At 68.6% G+C, this 15850-nt stretch carries 19 protein-coding genes; 14 read left to right on the forward strand and 5 right to left on the reverse strand.

Going from position 1 to position 15850, the window contains the following annotated elements:
* Positions 1–47: 47 nt before the first annotated feature.
* Complete coding sequence (locus H7K45_RS18920; protein ID WP_263997423.1) at positions 48–998, reverse strand: hypothetical protein; 951 nt, start codon at positions 996–998, stop codon at positions 48–50.
* Positions 999–1163: 165 nt separating this feature from the next.
* On the opposite strand from H7K45_RS18920, the gene H7K45_RS18925 reads away from it, so the two are divergent.
* From H7K45_RS18925 to rraA, 7 genes are all read left to right on the forward strand, one after another.
* The gene (locus H7K45_RS18925; RefSeq protein ID WP_263997424.1) at positions 1164–1820 is read left to right on the forward strand and encodes a DUF6474 family protein; all 657 of its coding nucleotides are present in this window, start codon (positions 1164–1166) and stop codon (positions 1818–1820) included.
* 65 nt (positions 1821–1885) lie between these two features.
* On the forward strand, positions 1886–2362 hold the full coding sequence (locus H7K45_RS18930; protein ID WP_263997425.1) for a hypothetical protein: 477 nt from the start codon (positions 1886–1888) through the stop codon (positions 2360–2362).
* A gap of 37 nt (positions 2363–2399) precedes the next feature.
* A complete protein-coding gene (locus H7K45_RS18935; RefSeq protein WP_263997427.1) occupies positions 2400–3113 on the forward strand; it encodes a YcnI family copper-binding membrane protein in 714 nt (237 codons plus the stop codon).
* Positions 3113–3619, forward strand: a complete 507-nt coding sequence (locus H7K45_RS18940) for a copper resistance CopC family protein (protein ID WP_372512589.1) — start codon at positions 3113–3115, stop codon at positions 3617–3619. The genes H7K45_RS18935 and H7K45_RS18940 overlap by 1 nt, the downstream gene beginning before the upstream one ends.
* A complete protein-coding gene (locus H7K45_RS18945; protein WP_263997428.1) occupies positions 3616–4551 on the forward strand; it encodes a CopD family protein in 936 nt (311 codons plus the stop codon). Before H7K45_RS18940 ends, H7K45_RS18945 begins: the two co-directional genes overlap by 4 nt.
* A 57-nt stretch (positions 4552–4608) precedes the next feature.
* On the forward strand, positions 4609–5064 hold the full coding sequence (locus H7K45_RS18950; protein ID WP_263997431.1) for a hypothetical protein: 456 nt from the start codon (positions 4609–4611) through the stop codon (positions 5062–5064).
* Positions 5065–5078: 14 nt separating this feature from the next.
* On the forward strand, positions 5079–5558 hold the full coding sequence (gene rraA / locus H7K45_RS18955) for a ribonuclease E activity regulator RraA (RefSeq protein WP_263997434.1): 480 nt from the start codon (positions 5079–5081) through the stop codon (positions 5556–5558).
* A gap of 85 nt (positions 5559–5643) precedes the next feature.
* On the opposite strand, the gene H7K45_RS18960 is transcribed toward rraA, so the two are convergent.
* Positions 5644–7113, reverse strand: a complete 1470-nt coding sequence (locus H7K45_RS18960; protein WP_263997435.1) for a flavin-containing monooxygenase — start codon at positions 7111–7113, stop codon at positions 5644–5646.
* A gap of 76 nt (positions 7114–7189) precedes the next feature.
* On the opposite strand from H7K45_RS18960, the gene H7K45_RS18965 reads away from it, so the two are divergent.
* Positions 7190–7828, forward strand: coding sequence for a TetR/AcrR family transcriptional regulator (locus H7K45_RS18965; RefSeq protein ID WP_263997436.1), 639 nt, complete (start codon positions 7190–7192; stop codon positions 7826–7828).
* 32 nt (positions 7829–7860) lie between these two features.
* Positions 7861–9105 carry a DNA polymerase IV gene (dinB, locus tag H7K45_RS18970; RefSeq protein ID WP_263997437.1) on the forward strand — a complete coding sequence of 415 codons (1245 nt, stop codon included), beginning with the start codon at positions 7861–7863 and terminating at the stop codon, positions 9103–9105.
* On the opposite strand, the gene H7K45_RS18975 is transcribed toward dinB, so the two are convergent.
* Entirely contained in the window at positions 9102–10109 is a 1008-nt protein-coding gene (locus H7K45_RS18975) for a PHP domain-containing protein (protein ID WP_263997438.1), read from the reverse strand. The genes dinB and H7K45_RS18975 overlap by 4 nt on opposite strands.
* Positions 10110–10219: 110 nt before the next feature.
* Here H7K45_RS18975 and H7K45_RS18980 point away from each other — a divergent pair, with 110 nt between their 5' ends.
* The 4 genes from H7K45_RS18980 (at position 10220) to H7K45_RS18995 (ending at position 13406) form a co-directional block, all read left to right on the forward strand.
* Entirely contained in the window at positions 10220–11134 is a 915-nt protein-coding gene (locus H7K45_RS18980) for an EspA/EspE family type VII secretion system effector (protein WP_263997439.1), read from the forward strand.
* 28 nt (positions 11135–11162) lie between these two features.
* A complete protein-coding gene (locus H7K45_RS18985) occupies positions 11163–11486 on the forward strand; it encodes an ESX-1 secretion-associated protein (RefSeq protein ID WP_263997440.1) in 324 nt (107 codons plus the stop codon).
* 26 nt (positions 11487–11512) lie between these two features.
* Positions 11513–11965 carry a hypothetical protein gene (locus tag H7K45_RS18990; RefSeq protein ID WP_263997441.1) on the forward strand — a complete coding sequence of 151 codons (453 nt, stop codon included), beginning with the start codon at positions 11513–11515 and terminating at the stop codon, positions 11963–11965.
* A gap of 94 nt (positions 11966–12059) precedes the next feature.
* On the forward strand, positions 12060–13406 hold the full coding sequence (locus tag H7K45_RS18995; protein WP_263997442.1) for a 9-bladed beta-propeller domain-containing protein: 1347 nt from the start codon (positions 12060–12062) through the stop codon (positions 13404–13406).
* A gap of 72 nt (positions 13407–13478) precedes the next feature.
* On the opposite strand, the gene H7K45_RS19000 is transcribed toward H7K45_RS18995, so the two are convergent.
* A complete protein-coding gene (locus tag H7K45_RS19000) occupies positions 13479–14063 on the reverse strand; it encodes a TIGR03086 family metal-binding protein (RefSeq protein WP_263997443.1) in 585 nt (194 codons plus the stop codon).
* 70 nt (positions 14064–14133) lie between these two features.
* On the opposite strand from H7K45_RS19000, the gene H7K45_RS19005 reads away from it, so the two are divergent.
* Complete coding sequence (locus tag H7K45_RS19005; RefSeq protein ID WP_263997444.1) at positions 14134–14988, forward strand: LLM class F420-dependent oxidoreductase; 855 nt, start codon at positions 14134–14136, stop codon at positions 14986–14988.
* Between the two features lie 3 nt (positions 14989–14991).
* Here H7K45_RS19005 and H7K45_RS19010 read toward each other — a convergent pair whose 3' ends face one another.
* The gene (locus tag H7K45_RS19010) at positions 14992–15780 is read right to left on the reverse strand and encodes a DeoR/GlpR family DNA-binding transcription regulator (protein ID WP_263997445.1); all 789 of its coding nucleotides are present in this window, start codon (positions 15778–15780) and stop codon (positions 14992–14994) included.
* Positions 15781–15850 lie beyond the last annotated feature (70 nt).

Below are 15850 nucleotides of genomic sequence, written 5' to 3' on the forward strand. Positions count from 1 at the left end.
ATGACTCCACTATCCCCGTCCTTTCGCGTCGACGCTTCGATTCTCGGTCATCCCATGAATCGGGCGGTGCCGTTGGCGCGGACGACACGCCCGGCGCGGGCCTGCCGGACACCGAGCACACCGCCAGCGAGGGTGAGTGCGGCGATGCCTGCGACGCCGGGCAGCGCGACGGCGGCCATGTCGCCGACACCCGCCGTGCGCAGGTAATTGCCATAGCCGGCTCGGTAGGACGACGGCATCGTGCCGTTGCTCGCGCCGAAGGCGGGCGCGTTCGGTTCGCTGACCCGCGGCGGGGCGGCAGCGGGTGCCCCGCCGGTCGCGCGGGGCGGCAGCGGTCCCGGCGCGGGACCGGATCCGGCGGACGTGCCGCCACCGGGACCGGCGCCGAGCGGCACGACGACCGCCGGAAGCGTGATGGGCACCAATGGCAATTGCGCTGCGGCCGTTGACGTTCCACCGACGGGGTCGGCCACCGGGTCGACTGGCACGACCGGTAACGCAGGTGCCCTCGGGATGCCCACTCCGCGAGGCGGTGTTCCGATGGTGGCGCCTCCGTGGTTGCCCGTGCCCACCCCCGGGCCAGGTGGGACGCCGGGTCCCGGCGGTGCCGGCCAGCACCAGTGCCACCAGGACGGCCACCACGCCCATCCCGGCTCGTCCTTGGGGTCGTCGGCCGCCGCGGTGGGCGTAACGGTGGGCGTGGGGCGTGTGCCGGACGGCTCGGGCGCACCGCCGCGGCCGTCGCCGACCGTCGACGTGGGCTTGGTTGGGGTCGAGGAGGTCCCGGTGGGCGAATCGGCGCCGGGCGACGAACCTGGCGACGGTCCTGCCGAGGGTTCGGCGGACGGGCCGGACGTCGGGTCGGCCGGCGCGGCGCCGACGTCGTCGCCGTGGGACGGTTCGGGCTCGGCCAAGGCCACCGCGGCGCCGGCTCCGGCGACCAGCATCCAGGTCGCGATCATGCAGGCCGCCGCGGCGATGCGAACGCGCGTGGCCACGGTTGGATTCTCGCACGAGTGGAGGCCACCGTTTGCTGAGTTTCGTCGAGCACGCGGCCTGCACCGGGGGTGGACCGGGACCGTCGGGTCGTCGGCATTAGTGTTGGCGACATCAGCGCACCCAAGGGCGCCAGATCACGACGAAATGACCGGGAGGCAGCCGGGATGGGCCTGTTCAGACGGCGGAAGAGCCGGGCGACTCGGCGTGCCGAGGCCAAGGCCATCAAGGCCAAGGCAAAGCTGGAGGCGCGCCTCTCCGCGAAGAACGAGGCGCGACGCATCAAGGCCGACGCCCGGCGTCAGGTCAAGACCGTGAAGGCCAGCCTCAAGGCGCAGCGGGCCAGCGACCGCACTGCCCTCAAGGTCGCCGAGACCCAGCTGAGGGCGGCCCGCGAGGGCAAGCTGCTGTCCGCGTCGCGCATCCGCCGGGCGCTGACGGTGTCGCGGATGCTCGCCCCGGTCGTCGTGCCGATTGCCTACCGGGCCGCCATCGCCGCGCGGGGGTTCGTCGACGAGCGGCGTGCCGACCGGCTGGGCGTCCCGCTGAGCCAGGTGGGCCAGTTCTCCGGTGCCGGTGGAGCGTTGTCGGCGCGCATCGCCAGCGCGGAGCAGACCCTCGAGCAGGTCGCGGCCAAGAAGCCCAAGGACGCCGAGACGAAGCAGTTCGTCAGTGCGGTGACCGACCGATTGCGCGACCTCTCCGCCGCGGTGACCGCCGCGGAGAACATGCCAACCCCTCGACGCAAGGCCGCGCACGCCGCGATCGGCGAGCAGTTGGACGGAGTCGACGCGGATCTGATGGCGCGCCTCGGAGTGGTCTGATCGAGCGCCCGTCCCGCCGTCGAACCCCTGCCGCGACGCGCCTTCAGGGCGCGGCGGCCGGGGCGTTGACGGCGGCACTGGCCGTCGCTGCACACGGATTCGCCGGCGGCGGTCTGCCGTCGGGACCCGCCGCCGCCATGCTGGCGTTGCTGTCGATCACCCTGGGGACGTTGGTCGCGACCATCCGCCACGCAGTCGACTTCCGGGCGCTCGTGGCGGTCCTCTCCGCCGGCCAGCTGCTGTGCCACGTCCTGCTGAGCGCCGGTGGGCACGCCCACGCGGCGGCCGGCGGGGCGCCGCCACTGCCGATGCTCGCTGCCCACGTGGTGGCGGTGGCGCTCGGTGCGGCCCTGATCTCCGTCGGGGGCCGTCTGGCCGCCGCGCTGTCGCGGGTCGTGGTCGCCGCCACGCGCCTCGTCGGCCACCCCGTCGCCGGACCGACCACGACGTCGGTCGACGGTGCCGATCAACCCCTTCAGTCCGTACGCCTGCTGTCGGCGTCGTTGTCGCATCGTGGTCCACCGGTCGTCGTCGCCTCCTGACCGACACGACCCCTCCGACCTACGAAGGCACATCCACATGAGAACCACTCACCGGGCGACCTCGCGCGCCCTCATCACGACCGCCGCCACCGCGGCCGTCATGTCCGTCGCAGTCGCGACGGGTCCGGCAATCGCGTCCGCGCACGTCCACGTCGACGCCGACGGCGCGTCACCGGGCAGCACGTCGGTGCTGACGTTCCGCGTTCCGGGAGAATCCGAAACAGGCTCGCTGACAACGCAATTCAGCGTTACCCTGCCGAACGTCCCCTCCGCCCGCACCGAGGTCATGCCCGGGTGGACGGCGCGGCTGGACCGAGACGCGGCTGCCGGCACGGTCCGGTCGGTCACCTGGACCGCCGCACCGTCGGTGGGCATCTCGTCCGACCAGTTCGCGTTGTTCCACGTCTCGGTGACGCTGCCGAATCAACCGACGGTGACGCTGCCTGCCACCCAGACCTACTCGGACGGCACGGTCGTGCGGTGGGACCAGCCACCCCTGCCCGGGGGCGGCGAGCCCGAGCATCCAGCGCCGGAACTGACGCTGAGCGGCCCACCGGCGGGCGGCGACGACGATCACGGTCAACCGATGGCGCCCACGGCCACGGCGACAGCGGAGCCCGGCGCCACCGCGCAGCCTGGCGCCGCGGCCGCGGCGGGGCCCGACGACACCGCACGGTGGTTGGCCGGCGGTGCATTGGTGCTCGCCGCAGTGGGATTCGTCGTGGCGCTGACCGGACGCCGCCGGACGTGATCCGCCGCTTGACGGCCACCGTCCTGATCGGCGTGGCGCTCGCGACGGCAGCGTTGGCCGGAGCCGGCGTCGCGTCCGCCCACGCCATCCGGGTGGCGGCCGACCCGGCACCCGACAGCTCCGTCGCCACCGGCCCGGCGCGGGTCAGCGCGACGTTCAACGAGCGGTTGCAGACCGACTTCGCGGCGATGACCGTCGTGGGGCCGGACGGCAACCTCTGGTCGACGGGACAGGTGCAGGTGCAGGGCCCCGTGGCCAGCATCGCGGTGCTGCCGCTGGGCCCGACGGGCACCTACACCGTGAACTACCGCGTCACCTCCGCTGACGGCCACGTGGTCAGCGGCGCGTGGTCGTTCACGCTGACGGTGGCCGGCACCGGGTCTCCCGGGCCGAAGGCCGGAGGATCCTCCGACGCGTCGGACGGCGTGCCGGTGTGGCCGTTCGTTGCGCTGGCGGCCGTCATCGTCGCTGCCGGCGCGTGGCTGGCGGTGCGGCGGCGCACGTGATTCGACCTCGAGCGGTGGCCCTCGGCGCCCTGTGCGTCGGGGGCGCCGCCGGGTTGGCCTGGGCACTCGCGTACCCCCAGAACTCACCGGCCGACAGTGCGGTCCGCGCCACGAGCGACCTGGCGGCGGTGGTCACGCTCGGCTTGGTCGTCGTGCCGGCGCTCGACGTCGGGCGTCACCGCGCCGAGCTGGCTGGGCGAGCCGCTCGACCGCTGGTCGTGGTGTCCGCGTTGTGGGCGGTCGCCGAACTGTTCCGACTCTTCCTCGGCGCGGTCGACGCGGCCGGTTCGTCGGCGGCCCGGGTTGGCGTGCGCACCACCGTGGTGTTCACCGTCGACACCGCCGTGGGTCGCGCCGGTCTGGTGTGTCTGGTCGCGGCGGTGGTGGTGTGTGGCCTCGCGGTCGCCTCGCCCGGCGGCACCGTGCCGTCGTCGACGCCGGGGGTGGTCGCCGTCGGCGCGGCGGCCGTCGGGGTGGCCGGCCGCAGCCTGGTGGGTCACCTCTCCGAGAATCCGCTGGGCGGCATGGCGGTCGCGGTGCACGCGTTGGCGGCGGCGCTGTGGTGCGGCGTCCTCGCGGCCCTGGTCCTGGTGGTGACCCACCGGGGTCAGTGGGCCCGGGTGCTGCCGCGGTTTTCTCGGATGTCGCTCTGGTGCGTGGTCGGGCTGCTGGTGTTCGGGGTGGTGGGGGCGGTCGAGACGCTCCGGTCGCCCACCGACCTCTACGCGACGGCCTATGGGCGGGTGCTGGCGGCGAAGCTGGTCGTCACGGTCGTCCTGGTGGTGCTGGCCGCCCGAAACCGCGCCGGCTGGTTGCCCGCGGCGCGGTCGCATCGCGTCACCGTGGACGTGTCGCGGGGCAAGTCCCGGTTCGAGCTCGCGGTCATGGCGGTCGCCGTGACGCTTGCGGCCGCGCTGGCGGTGACCGGATAGTCGATTCGAGGGACTGGCATGATGGTCCCCGTCGCCGATCGCAAAGGAGCAGCCGCTATGGCCGACGAGCAGGATCGACAGGGCTCGACGCCCGACGACCGGTCGCCGGACGCTGGCACCAACCCGGCGCCCAAGGCACCGGCGAAGACGCCTGCCAAGACGCCGCCTGCCAAGGCCGCCAAGAAGGCGCCTGCGAAGAAGGCACCCGCCAAGAAGGCCGCCCCGGCCGCGAAGGCCACTCCGGCTCAGAAGGCGGCTCCCGCGAAGAAGGCACCGGCCAAGAAGGCGGCTCCCCCGCCACCGCCGGCGCCCGCACCGCCCGTCGCCCCGGCGCCTTCCGTCTCTGCTGCGAAAGAGGTTGCGGCCGAAGCAAAGTCGACGGTTGCCAGCGCACCCACGCCGATTCCGTTGCCCGGACCCGAGCAATCCCGACTGCCGCTGGTGGTCGCCGTGGCCGCCGGAGCGCTGGCCCTGCTCGTCGTCCTGCTGGCGCGTCGGGGTTCCGAGGACTGACCTAGCATCGAGCCGTGACCATCGAACCCCGTGCCACGGCCGACCTCGTCGACGACATCTATCCCGACGTCCGCAGCTGCGATCTGCAGATGCAAGATCTGGGTGGTGCCACCATGTTCGCCGGACCCATCAGCACCGTGCGGTGCTTTCAGGACAACGCGTTGCTGAAGTCGATGCTGTCCGAGCCGGGGCACGGCGGTGTTCTGGTGGTGGACGGCGAGGGGTCGCTGCACACGGCCCTAGTGGGCGACGTCATCGCCGGTCTCGCCGTCGACAACGGCTGGGCGGGGGTGATCGTGCACGGGGCGGTTCGCGACGCCGCCGCGCTGCGCACGATGAATCTGGGCGTCAAGGCGCTGGGGACCAACCCTCGCAAGGGAACCAAGACCGGCGAAGGCCAGCGCGACGTGCCGGTGACCTTCGGCGGGGTGACGTTCACCCCGGGCGAGATCGCCTACTGCGACGACGACGGCATAGTGGTCGTCCCCGCCTGACCCCCGAACGCCGAACGCACGCTTGTTGGCGGCCCCACCTTGGGGTTTACGTCCAACGAGCGTGCGCTCGGCGGAGTCGGTCGGGTCAGGCGTTGACGGCCGCGCGGTGCTTGGTGAAGTGCAGGGCCTCGTCGTCGACCTTGCCTTGGCGGATGAGTCGCAAGTCCAGCAGATAGTTCTGCTTGAGCCGCCACGGTGCCCGCGAGCCCGACTTCGGCAGCTGGTCGATCGAGCGGAGGAAGTAGCCGGGCGCGAAGTCCATGAAGGGCAGTTCGCCGACCGACGCGCCGGGGTGTTCGGGGACGACGCGGTCGAAGCCGTTGTCGTCCATGTAGTTCAGGACCCGGCAGACGAATTCGGAGACCAGGTCGGCCTTGAGCGTCCACGACGCGTTGGTGTACCCGAAGGTGATGGCGAAGTTGGGAATGCCGGAGAACATCAGGCCCTTGTACGTCATCAGCGACGTCAGGTCGATGGGCTCGCCGTTCAGGGTGGGCTTGAGGCCACCGAGCAGCTGCATGTTCAAACCCGTTGCGGTGACGATGATGTCGGCGTCGAGCACTTGCCCCGAGGTCAGCTTGATGCCCTCGGGGACGAAGGTGTCGATGGTGTCGGTGACGACGTCGGCGTTGCCCTTGCGGATCGTCTTGAACAGATCGCCGTTGGGCGCCAAGCACAGTCGCTGATCCCACGGGTTGTAGCTGGGCCCGAAGTGCTTCTCGACGTCGTAGCCCTCGGGGAGCCGGCGCTTGGCCATGGTCATCAGCGTCTTGCGCATGTAGTTCGGGAACTTGCGCGCCAACTGGTACTGGAAGGTGCTGAACAGGATCGCCTTCCAGCGGTTGACCACGTGGGCCAGATTCTCCGGGAGGTATTTGTTGGCGGCGACGGCCACCGGGTCGACGTCGGGCAGCGAGCCGACGTAGGACGGCGAACGCTGCAGCATCGTGACGTGTCCGGCGCCGCTGTTGACCAATGCGGGGATGAGCGTGATCGCCGTTGCGCCACTGCCGATGACGACGACCTTCTTGCCCGTGTAGTCGAGATCCTCGGGCCAGTGCTGGGGGTGCACGATCGTGCCTGCGAAGTCCTCGGACCCCGGGAACGTCGGCGAGTAGCCCTCGTCGTAGTTGTAGTAGCCGGTGGTGGCGAAGAAGAATGAGCACGTCATGGTGATTTCGTCGTCACCGGTGTCGACGGTGACGGTCCACCGGTTCTCGGCGTCGGACCAGTCGGCGGCGACGACGCGGTGGTTGTAGCGGATGTTCTTGTCGATGCCGTTCTCGGCGGCGGCTTCCTTGATGTAGGACAGGATCGACGGACCGTCCGCGATCGCCTTGGCCGACGTCCACGGCTTGAAGCGGAAGCCGAGGGTGAACATGTCCGAGTCGGAGCGGATGCCGGGATACTTGAAGAGATCCCAGGTGCCGCCCATGTTCTCGCGGCGCTCGAGGATGGCGTAGGTCTTCGACGGCGAGCGGTCCTGCAGATGCCAGGCCGCGCTGATGCCGGAGATGCCGGCGCCGACGATGAGGACGTCGAGGTGTTCGATCATGGCGTCACGTTATCAACGGTGTGTCGAATCGGTCAACAGTTAGTCGAATATTTCGACATCGAGTAAAGTCGCTGTCATGACCACCGCCAGCACGACTCGCACCGGGCGCGGCCGTCGTTCGACGCGGCCTTCGGGTGACGAGCGCGAGGCAGCGATTCTCGCCACCGCCGAGCGCCTGCTCGAAGACAAGAACTTCGCCGACGTCTCCGTCGACGACCTCGCCAAGGGCGCGGGCCTCTCGCGGCCGACGTTCTACTTCTACTTTGCGTCCAAGGAAGCCGTCCTGGTGTCGCTGCTCAACCGGGTGGTCGTCGAGGCCGATTCGGCACTGGACGCCCTGACCGCCAACCCACCGGCCGAGGCCAAGGCCTTGTGGCACGACGGCATCGAGATCTTCGTCCGTACCTTCGGCCTTCACCGGGCGGTGTCGTTGGCCGCCGCGCAGTCCAGGACCCACGCAGACATCGGTGCGTTGTGGTCGACCTTCATGCAGAAGTGGGTGGCCCACGGCGCGGCGATCATCGACGCGGAGCGAGCCAGGGGCGCCGCCCCGGACACCGTGCCGTCCACCGACCTGGCGACGGCGCTCAACCTGCTCAACGAGAAGGTCATGCTCACCACGTTCGGTGCGGAGGTGCCGTCCGTGCCGATCGATCGGGTCCTGGACACGTTGGTGCACATCTGGCTGACCAGCATCTACGGCGACACCCCCTAGCGCCCGTCGGAGTCCGATGCGAACATGTGTTCGTGTCCAAGGTGGTGCAGTCCGGGCAGGCGACCATCCTGCATGCCGACCTGGACTCGTTCTACGCCTCGGTGGAGCAACGCGACGATCCGGCGCTACGCGGCAAGCCGGTGATCGTCGGTGGTGGGGTGGTGCTGGCGGCGAGCTATGAAGCCAAGGCGTACGGGGTGCGTACGGCGATGGGTGGGCGGCAGGCGCTGCAGTTGTGCCCGCACGCGATCGTGGTGCCGCCGCGGATGGCGGCCTACTCCGACGCCAGCTCGGCGGTGTTCGAGGTGTTCCACGACACCAGCCCGCTCGTCGAGCCGCTGTCGGTGGACGAGGCGTTCATCGACGTCGGCGGACTGGCACGGGTCTCGGGAACGCCGGTGCAGATCGGTGCGCGACTGCGCGATGACGTCCGCGACCGCGTCGGGCTGCCCATCACCGTCGGCATCGCCCGCACCAAGTTCCTCGCCAAGGTCGCCAGCCAGGAGGCCAAGCCCGACGGACTGCTCCTGGTGCCGCCCGATCGCGAGCTCGCGTTCCTGCATCCGCTGCCGGTACGACGACTCTGGGGCGTGGGCGCCAAGACCGCCGACAAACTGCATGCGCACGGGATTCACACCGTCGCGGAGGTGGCCGAGCTCAGCGAGACGATGCTTGGCTCGATCGTCGGCGGCGGCATGGGCCGTCAGTTGTTCGCGCTGTCACGCAACATCGACCGGCGACGCGTCGTCACCGGGGTACGGCGCCATTCGGTGGGTGCCCAGCGCGCCCTGGGTCGTGCCGGAAACACCATGTCCGACAGCGAGGTCGACGCCGTCGTGGTGAACCTGGTCGACAGGATCACGCGTCGGATGCGCAAGTCCGATCGCACCGGTAGGACGGTCGTGCTGCGTCTGAGGTTCGACGACTTCAGCCGCGCGACCCGATCGCGCACGCTGCCCCGAGCTACCGCGTCGATGGACGTCATCCTGGGCGCGGCAAGGGGATTGGTGGCTTCAGCCGGTCCGTTGATCGCCGAGCGGGGGTTGACGTTGGTGGGGTTCGCGGTGTCGAACATCGACCGCGAGGGCGCCCAGCAGTTGGAGTTGCCGTTCGACTCCTCGGGTGACGGGCGTCGGCCGACGGGGTCGGCGGCGGACCTGCTGGCCGTCGACTCGGCGATGGACCAGGTGCGTCAGCGGTTCGGCAACGCGTCGGTGACGCGAGGTGTGCTCCTCGGCCGGGATCCGGGACTCGAAATGCCAATGCTGCCGGACTAGCTCGATGCCGTCCAAGCCAACAGCTTGTCCACCGGCCAGGTGTTGACGATGCGGTCGACGGGAACGCCGTTGTCCAGGGCCCGTTGGGCTCCGTAGCCGAGGAAGTCCAGCTGCCCGGGCGCGTGGGCGTCGGTGTCGATGGAGAAGTCGCAGCCGATCTCCAACGCCATCGCGAGCAACCGCGTGGGCGGGTCCCGACGTTCGGGGCGGGAGTTGATCTCGACGGCGGTGCCGTGGTCGCGGCAGGCGGTGAACACCTTCTCGGCGTCGAAGCTGCTCTCGGGTCGGACGCCCCGATTGCCCTCGACGAGTCGGCCGGTGCAGTGACCCAGCACGTCGGCCTTGCCCTCGGAGACAGCGCGCACCATCCGGCGAGTCATCGCCGCGGAGTCCATCTTGAGCTTCGAGTGCACGCTGGCCACGACGACGTCGAGCCGGTCGAGCAACTCGTCCTCCTGGTCGAGGCTGCCGTCGTCGAGGATGTCGACCTCGATGCCGGTCAGAATCCTCATGGGCGCGAACGTCTCTCGCAGTTCGTCGATGACGTCGAGCTGCTCACGCAGCCGGTCCGCTGACAGGCCGTTGGCGACGGTCAGGCGGGGAGAATGGTCGGTGAGTGCGCAGTATTCGTGGCCGAGCGCCTTGGCGGCGGCCATCATCTCCGAGATCGGTGCCGACCCGTCCGACCAGTTCGAGTGCAGATGCAGGTCGCCCTTGAGCGCCGCGCGTATCTCTCCGCCACCGAGATCCTTTGCATTGGACCGCAATTCGGCCAAGACGTCGGGTTCGCGACCGGCCCAGGCCTGCGCGATGACCGCGGCGGTCTTCGGACCGACCCCGGGCAGCGACTGCCAGCTGTTGGCCGCGCCGTGCTTCTCGCGCTGCGCGTCGTCGAGGCGCTCGACGACGTCGGCGGCGTTGCGGTAGGCCATCACCCGGCGAGAGTCCTCGCGGGCACGGTCCTTGTAGTAGGCGATCTGGCGCAGCGCCGTGACGGGGTCCACGGTTCCAGTGTGCCCGCGAATGAGGGCGTTCAATACCCCTGGTGGGCGCCGGAAAGATGTGCCTTGGGAGTGGTCGACGGATTGTTAGGCTGACGTCAAGGGGGATCTGCGTGAGCATTCTGGAGAAGCTGTTCAATCTCGGCAACGGCATCAGAAGCGGCGTCGAAGACGTGCCAGCGCTCTTGGGCGACCTCGCCACCGGCGACGTGCACGGCGTACTCACCGATGGTCGGAAACTCCTCGGCGATGCGAACGACGTGATCGAGGGTGCGGGCGCTCTCGGCGTCGAGATCGGGCGTGTCCCCGCAAAATATCTGGGTTCCGTCGGCAAACTGGCGGATTCGCCAATCCTATCGGCTGCGCAGCTGGCGATCGAAGGCGAGAAGAAGCTCACCGGATCGGGCGATCCACACGGCGGGTCCGGATACAGCGCGTCCGCGGTGAAGCTGGAGGAGGCCGTCGAGACCCTTATCAATGCTGAAGTCAACCCCGATGTGTGGGACGGCGCGGCCGCGACCAAGTACGACGAACTGAGCAAGGCTCACCGCAGGATGGTGTCGAAGATGTCCGTTGCCGATGCCGAGGTGGGCAGGGTTCTCGACACGGAGGCGGAACAAGTCGTCCGCGCCCGCAACACACTCGACACCGCGTCTCAAGGGCTCTACGACTACGGTTTGGCCACCTCGTGGATGCTGCTCGTGCCCGGTCTCAATACGGCCAAGCTCGCCGCAGATTCCGCCGCCGTCGCCGCCGCAATGGGCACCACGAACATGACGATGATGGTGCTTGCGCACAATGCGTTGGAGAACTCGCGCAAGATCGGAACGGCTGCCGAGACGTATGCCGCAGCCAAGAAGGACACGTCCGGAGAGCCAAGGTTCGCCGTACCCGAACAGGATCGGCAGGCCAATCTCCCTTCTCGACTTCATCCGACGACGAAATTCACGCCCGTCAAGCCAATGACACCACCGCCGACCGGGCCACCGGCTACGCCGTACGACGCGCCGGCACCCCCACATCCGTGACCACCACGCTCAACGACTGAGGACACACGTGTCTGATCTGGAATTCAACCTCAAGGTCGTCACCGACCACCTGACCGAACTGGGCGGTTTTCAAGAGACCGCGGCCAACAAGATCGTGGGCGCCAATCGAGAGACCGCCGACGTCGCCGCCAAGATTGAGGAAACCCACGGACTGGTGTGTTATGCCACCAGCCAAGCGATGTCCGAGGGCGAGACCGCTCGAAGGGATGCCGGTGACACCCTCTACACGGTGTCGACCGAGTTCAAGGAGAAGCTCGACGTCGCGGCGGTCAACTACAACGACGTCGACTACCGCGAAGGCCGGTCCATCGGCGAGGTATTCAATGTGTGAGTACGAACGTCGACTGAGGCTCGCCGATGTCTGACCAGACATCGAGCTTCGGGCCGGGATGGGATGGCGACGAACTCGACGGCGACTACGCGGAAGCCGTCCCTCAGGACGACGATCCCGACTTCTCACGTGAGATCGACGAGGTCGACACCCTTCTCGTGACGGTGTCCAATCCCCAGGCCACGGTCTCGACCACAGCGCTGTTGAGCGGGCGGATCGTGACTGTTGAGTTGGCGCACTCCGTCGCGGAGTGGAGCGAGGCTCAGCTGGCCGACGAGATCGTCGTCTTGGCGACACTCGCGCGCAAGCAGGCGCTGGCGGCTCAGCATTCGTTTACCGCGGCGTTCATGCAGCAACTCGGCCACGACCCGGCTGCCACGCGTGGACTTCTCGAGCGGGAACTTGGGCTGCCAGCGCCCGCCGACGTCCTGGCGGAGAAGGCACGCGTCTTTGCGACTCGCTACCAGGACGACGACTGACGTGACCTGGAACTACGCGCCGCCACCTGCTCCGCTACCTCCCGCTCCACCATCCGGGCCCCCGTCGCGGCGGCGGAATCGTGCGCTCATCCTGGTGGCAGTCGTGGCGCTGGTGGGGCTCGTCGCCGCGATTGCCGTCTACGTCGTCTCCGGCAAGTACGACGGCGATGAGTCCCTCGGCGCGACGAGGGATTCGAACTGGACGCCGCCACCTCAGACGTTCCTCGCCTCACGTATGGACGTGCGACCCGTTGCAGGGTGGACGGCACGCATCGGAGACGTCGGTCTACCGCCCGCAAGTACATTCGCCTCGAGCGCCGACCCCATCTGGTCACAACCCTTCGTCGGCGACCAGGGCTCTCGTGGGTTCCTCATCGCACGGACTCCCGACGCGGCGGGCAGTCAATGGTGGCTGGTCGGCGTCGACGCGCTCACGGGCGAACGTGTGTTCGCGCCGGTCAGACTCGACGCCGCGATGTTCTCGCCTGAGTGCTTCCTCAATGGACCCGAGGCCATAGTGTGCCTTCGCGACGGCGACCAGGGCGGAACTGCTTGGGTCGTGGACACTCGCTCGGGTCTCGTGACCTTCACCGGCCCAACCGATCTTCGAACGTCGTCCGGCGCCCTTCACGTCGTCCAGGCTGGTTCGTATGCGGTGGCCCAGACGACTGGGCAGGGTGTATTCGGGATTGGCCCGCGCGCCGCAACGACGTGGTTCGTGCCCGGAAAGGGGCAGGTGACCACGAGGCCGTCACGAGCGACCAACGTCGCGCCGCAGAATCTGGCGACCCAAGCCGCCGGTGGGGACGAAACCACGGTCTTTTCGCTCGCAGACGGCAAGGTCGTCACACCGGAACTCGACCCAGGCCTGAGCTGGGCATCGGCCGTGGTGTACCCAGGCGGATTCGCGGTCGAAGTCGTTGAGCCGCAATCGACTTCCATGCCAGTTGGTGTTGAATTCTTCGATATCGCCGGCAACAAAATGGGGCGCGCCGACGGTTCGGGCTTCCTCTCTACCAGCTCGATGGACATCCCGATCGTCGAGTCAACTGTCTACAGCCCCGCTGGCCACGAACTAGCCAACATCTCACGGTTCGAGAACGGCGATCCCGTGCTCCTCATTGGAACCACGCTGTTCGCCGGTGGGCAGTCGTTCGACCACGATCCGCAGCGATACGACCTTGCTACTGGCTCGGAGGGGAAAGCCTGCAAGGTCACGTTGGCGAATTACCTTGCCACTGACGGCAAGGTGGCCATCTTCCAATCCAATACCCCGAACGTGGGACTCGTAACGAAAGCCGTGGACCTCGCGACGTGCGACGTCCTCTGGTCGATCCAATCTCCGTTCGGCTCGCTCCGCCACGTCTGGCGGATCGACACATCACTCGTCCAACTGTCCGACGACGGAACAGAATTGACGTCGCTCGTCGCGCCCAGCTGACACCCCGAGCCGTTCCATATCGCCGGCGCTATCAAGTCCGCACGTGCATCACGCCGTCGCTCCGGAGCGCGCCTAGGCCCACACCCGCGGATCGCGACCGCTCAGCGCGATCGCACGGTCCAATGTCGTTGCCGACGAGTCGATCTCGACGGCGGCGTCGAAGAGTCCCTCCACCGGCCCGTCGGCGGTGAAGCTCGCCAGGTGCGCGCGCACCGCCTCGGCCACGTCGTCGTCGATCTCGTAGGCCTGTCCGGACGCCACGGCCACGTCCCACCCGTGCACCACGACCTCGGTCAGGCCGACCATTCCGCACACCCCGCCGGGCAGGTCGACTCCGCCCACTCGGGTCATGCCGTCCCAGGCGTCGGGCTCCCGCCACGCGTCGGCCAGCGCGGCCAGATTGTCGGGGTAGCGGGTTCGCCAGTCGGCGTCCAGCTCGAAGGCCGCCGCGCCGGGCGGGCTGTCGGTCAGTTCGCCGAGGTCCTTGCGCGCCGCGGCGGCGAACGCCACGCCCAGTCCGCCGAGGTGCGCCACCACCTCACGCAAGGAGAGTTTCTCGCACGGAGTGGCTCCGTCGAGCTGGTCGTCGGTCACGCCCGCGAGGACATCGGAGGTCCGTGCACAGGCCTTCGCCACCAGGGGCGTCATCTCGTTCATGCCCATACCGACTCGCGCCGGCGGACAAACTCGTCGACGCGTGCCAGGTTCCGGGTCTAGGCTTGATCGAGTGCGATTCGCCTTCAAGACATCCCCCCAAAACACCACGTGGTCGGAGATGCTGCCGATCTGGCAGGCCGCCGACGACATCGACGTGTTCGAGTCCGGCTGGACCTTCGACCACTTCTATCCGATCTTCTCCGACTCCAGCGGTCCCTGCCTGGAGGGCTGGATCACCCTGACCGCGTTGGCGCAGGCCACCAAGCGGCTACGGGTCGGCGTGCTGGTCACCGGCATCCACTACCGGCATCCCGCCGTCCTGGCCAACATGGCCTCGGCCCTCGACGTCATCTCCAACGGACGCCTCGAGCTAGGCATCGGTGCCGGCTGGAACGAAGAGGAGTCCGGCGCCTACGGCATCGAGCTGGGCACCATCAAGGAGCGCTTCGACCGCTTCGAGGAGGCCTGCGAGGTGCTCACCAGCCTTCTCACCAAGGAGTCCACCACCTTCGACGGCAAGTACTACCAGCTCAAGGACGCCCGCAACGAGCCGAAGGGCCCGCAGCAGCCGCACCCCCCGATCTGCATCGGCGGCAGCGGCGAGAAGCGCACCCTTCCGCTGACCGCCAAGTACGCCGACCACTGGAACTTCGTCGGCGGCACGCCCGCAGAGTTCGCCCAGAAGCGCAACGTCCTACGCGCCCGCTGCAACGACATCGGCCGCAACCCCAAGGAGATCACTCTTTCCGCGCACGTCCGCCTCGGCGAGGACCGCAATTACCAAGCCCTGGTGGAGGATTGCGTCGCACTGGGCGCCGAGGGTCTTGACCTCGCGATCATCTACCTGCCGCCGCCCTATGACCCCGCCGTCTTGGAACCGCTGGCCGAGGCCATCCGCGACTCGGGTCTGCTGACGACGCCCTAGGCCTCACGCGTCGTCGTCGACCGCCACGACGTGAACGTGCACGCCCGCTGCGGCGATGCGTTCGAGCTGGTGAGGATTGGCCGTCGAGTCGGTGACCAGGTGGTGAATGTCGCTGAGCGGCACCATCTTCGCCAGCGTCACCTTTCCGATCTTCGATCCGTCGACGGCGACGACGACGCGTTGCGCGTTCGCCGCCATCGCGATCGCGGTACGCGCCTCGGCCTCGTCGTAGGTGGTGGCGCCGATCTCGGCGGACATGCCGTCGGCGCCGAGGACGGCCGTCCCGACGGTGATCACCTGGAATGCGTGCTCCGACATGGGGCCGACGGCCTCGAGGGTGTTGGCGCGCACCAGGCCACCGGTCGCGATCACCTTCATGTGCGCGTCGACTGCGCAGTCGGCGGCAATCGTCAGCGAGTTGGTGACGACGGTCATGTTCGGGCGGCCCTTGAGCGATCTCGCCACCTCGCCGGTCGTGATGCCACCGGTGAGTGCGACGGCCTGCGGGCCCGCCGGTATCAAAGCGGCTGCGCGCTGGGCGATTCGGCGTTTCACGGCGACCATGCGGTGGTCCCGGAGCCGCACGGGGATCTCACTGCCACTCGGGTCGAGAGCCCGCGCGCCGCCGTGGGTGCGAACCAGCAACCCCTGTTCCTCGAGTTCGTTGAGGTCGCGCCGCAACGTCGCCACCGACACCTTCAGCTCGCTGCACAGCACCTGCGACGCCACCTCCCCGCGGTCACGAAGAAGGGACAACACCTCGCGCATCCGGTCCGTGCGCTTGATCGACATCGCTGAACTCTCCTCGGGACGGGGCCGCGACGATCACTTTTACTGACCGTTTTGCCCGCTTGCATTGCGC

Origin of the sequence: Mycobacterium yunnanensis (genome assembly GCF_025823185.1) — a bacterium.
GTDB lineage: Bacteria > Actinomycetota > Actinomycetes > Mycobacteriales > Mycobacteriaceae > Mycobacterium > Mycobacterium yunnanensis.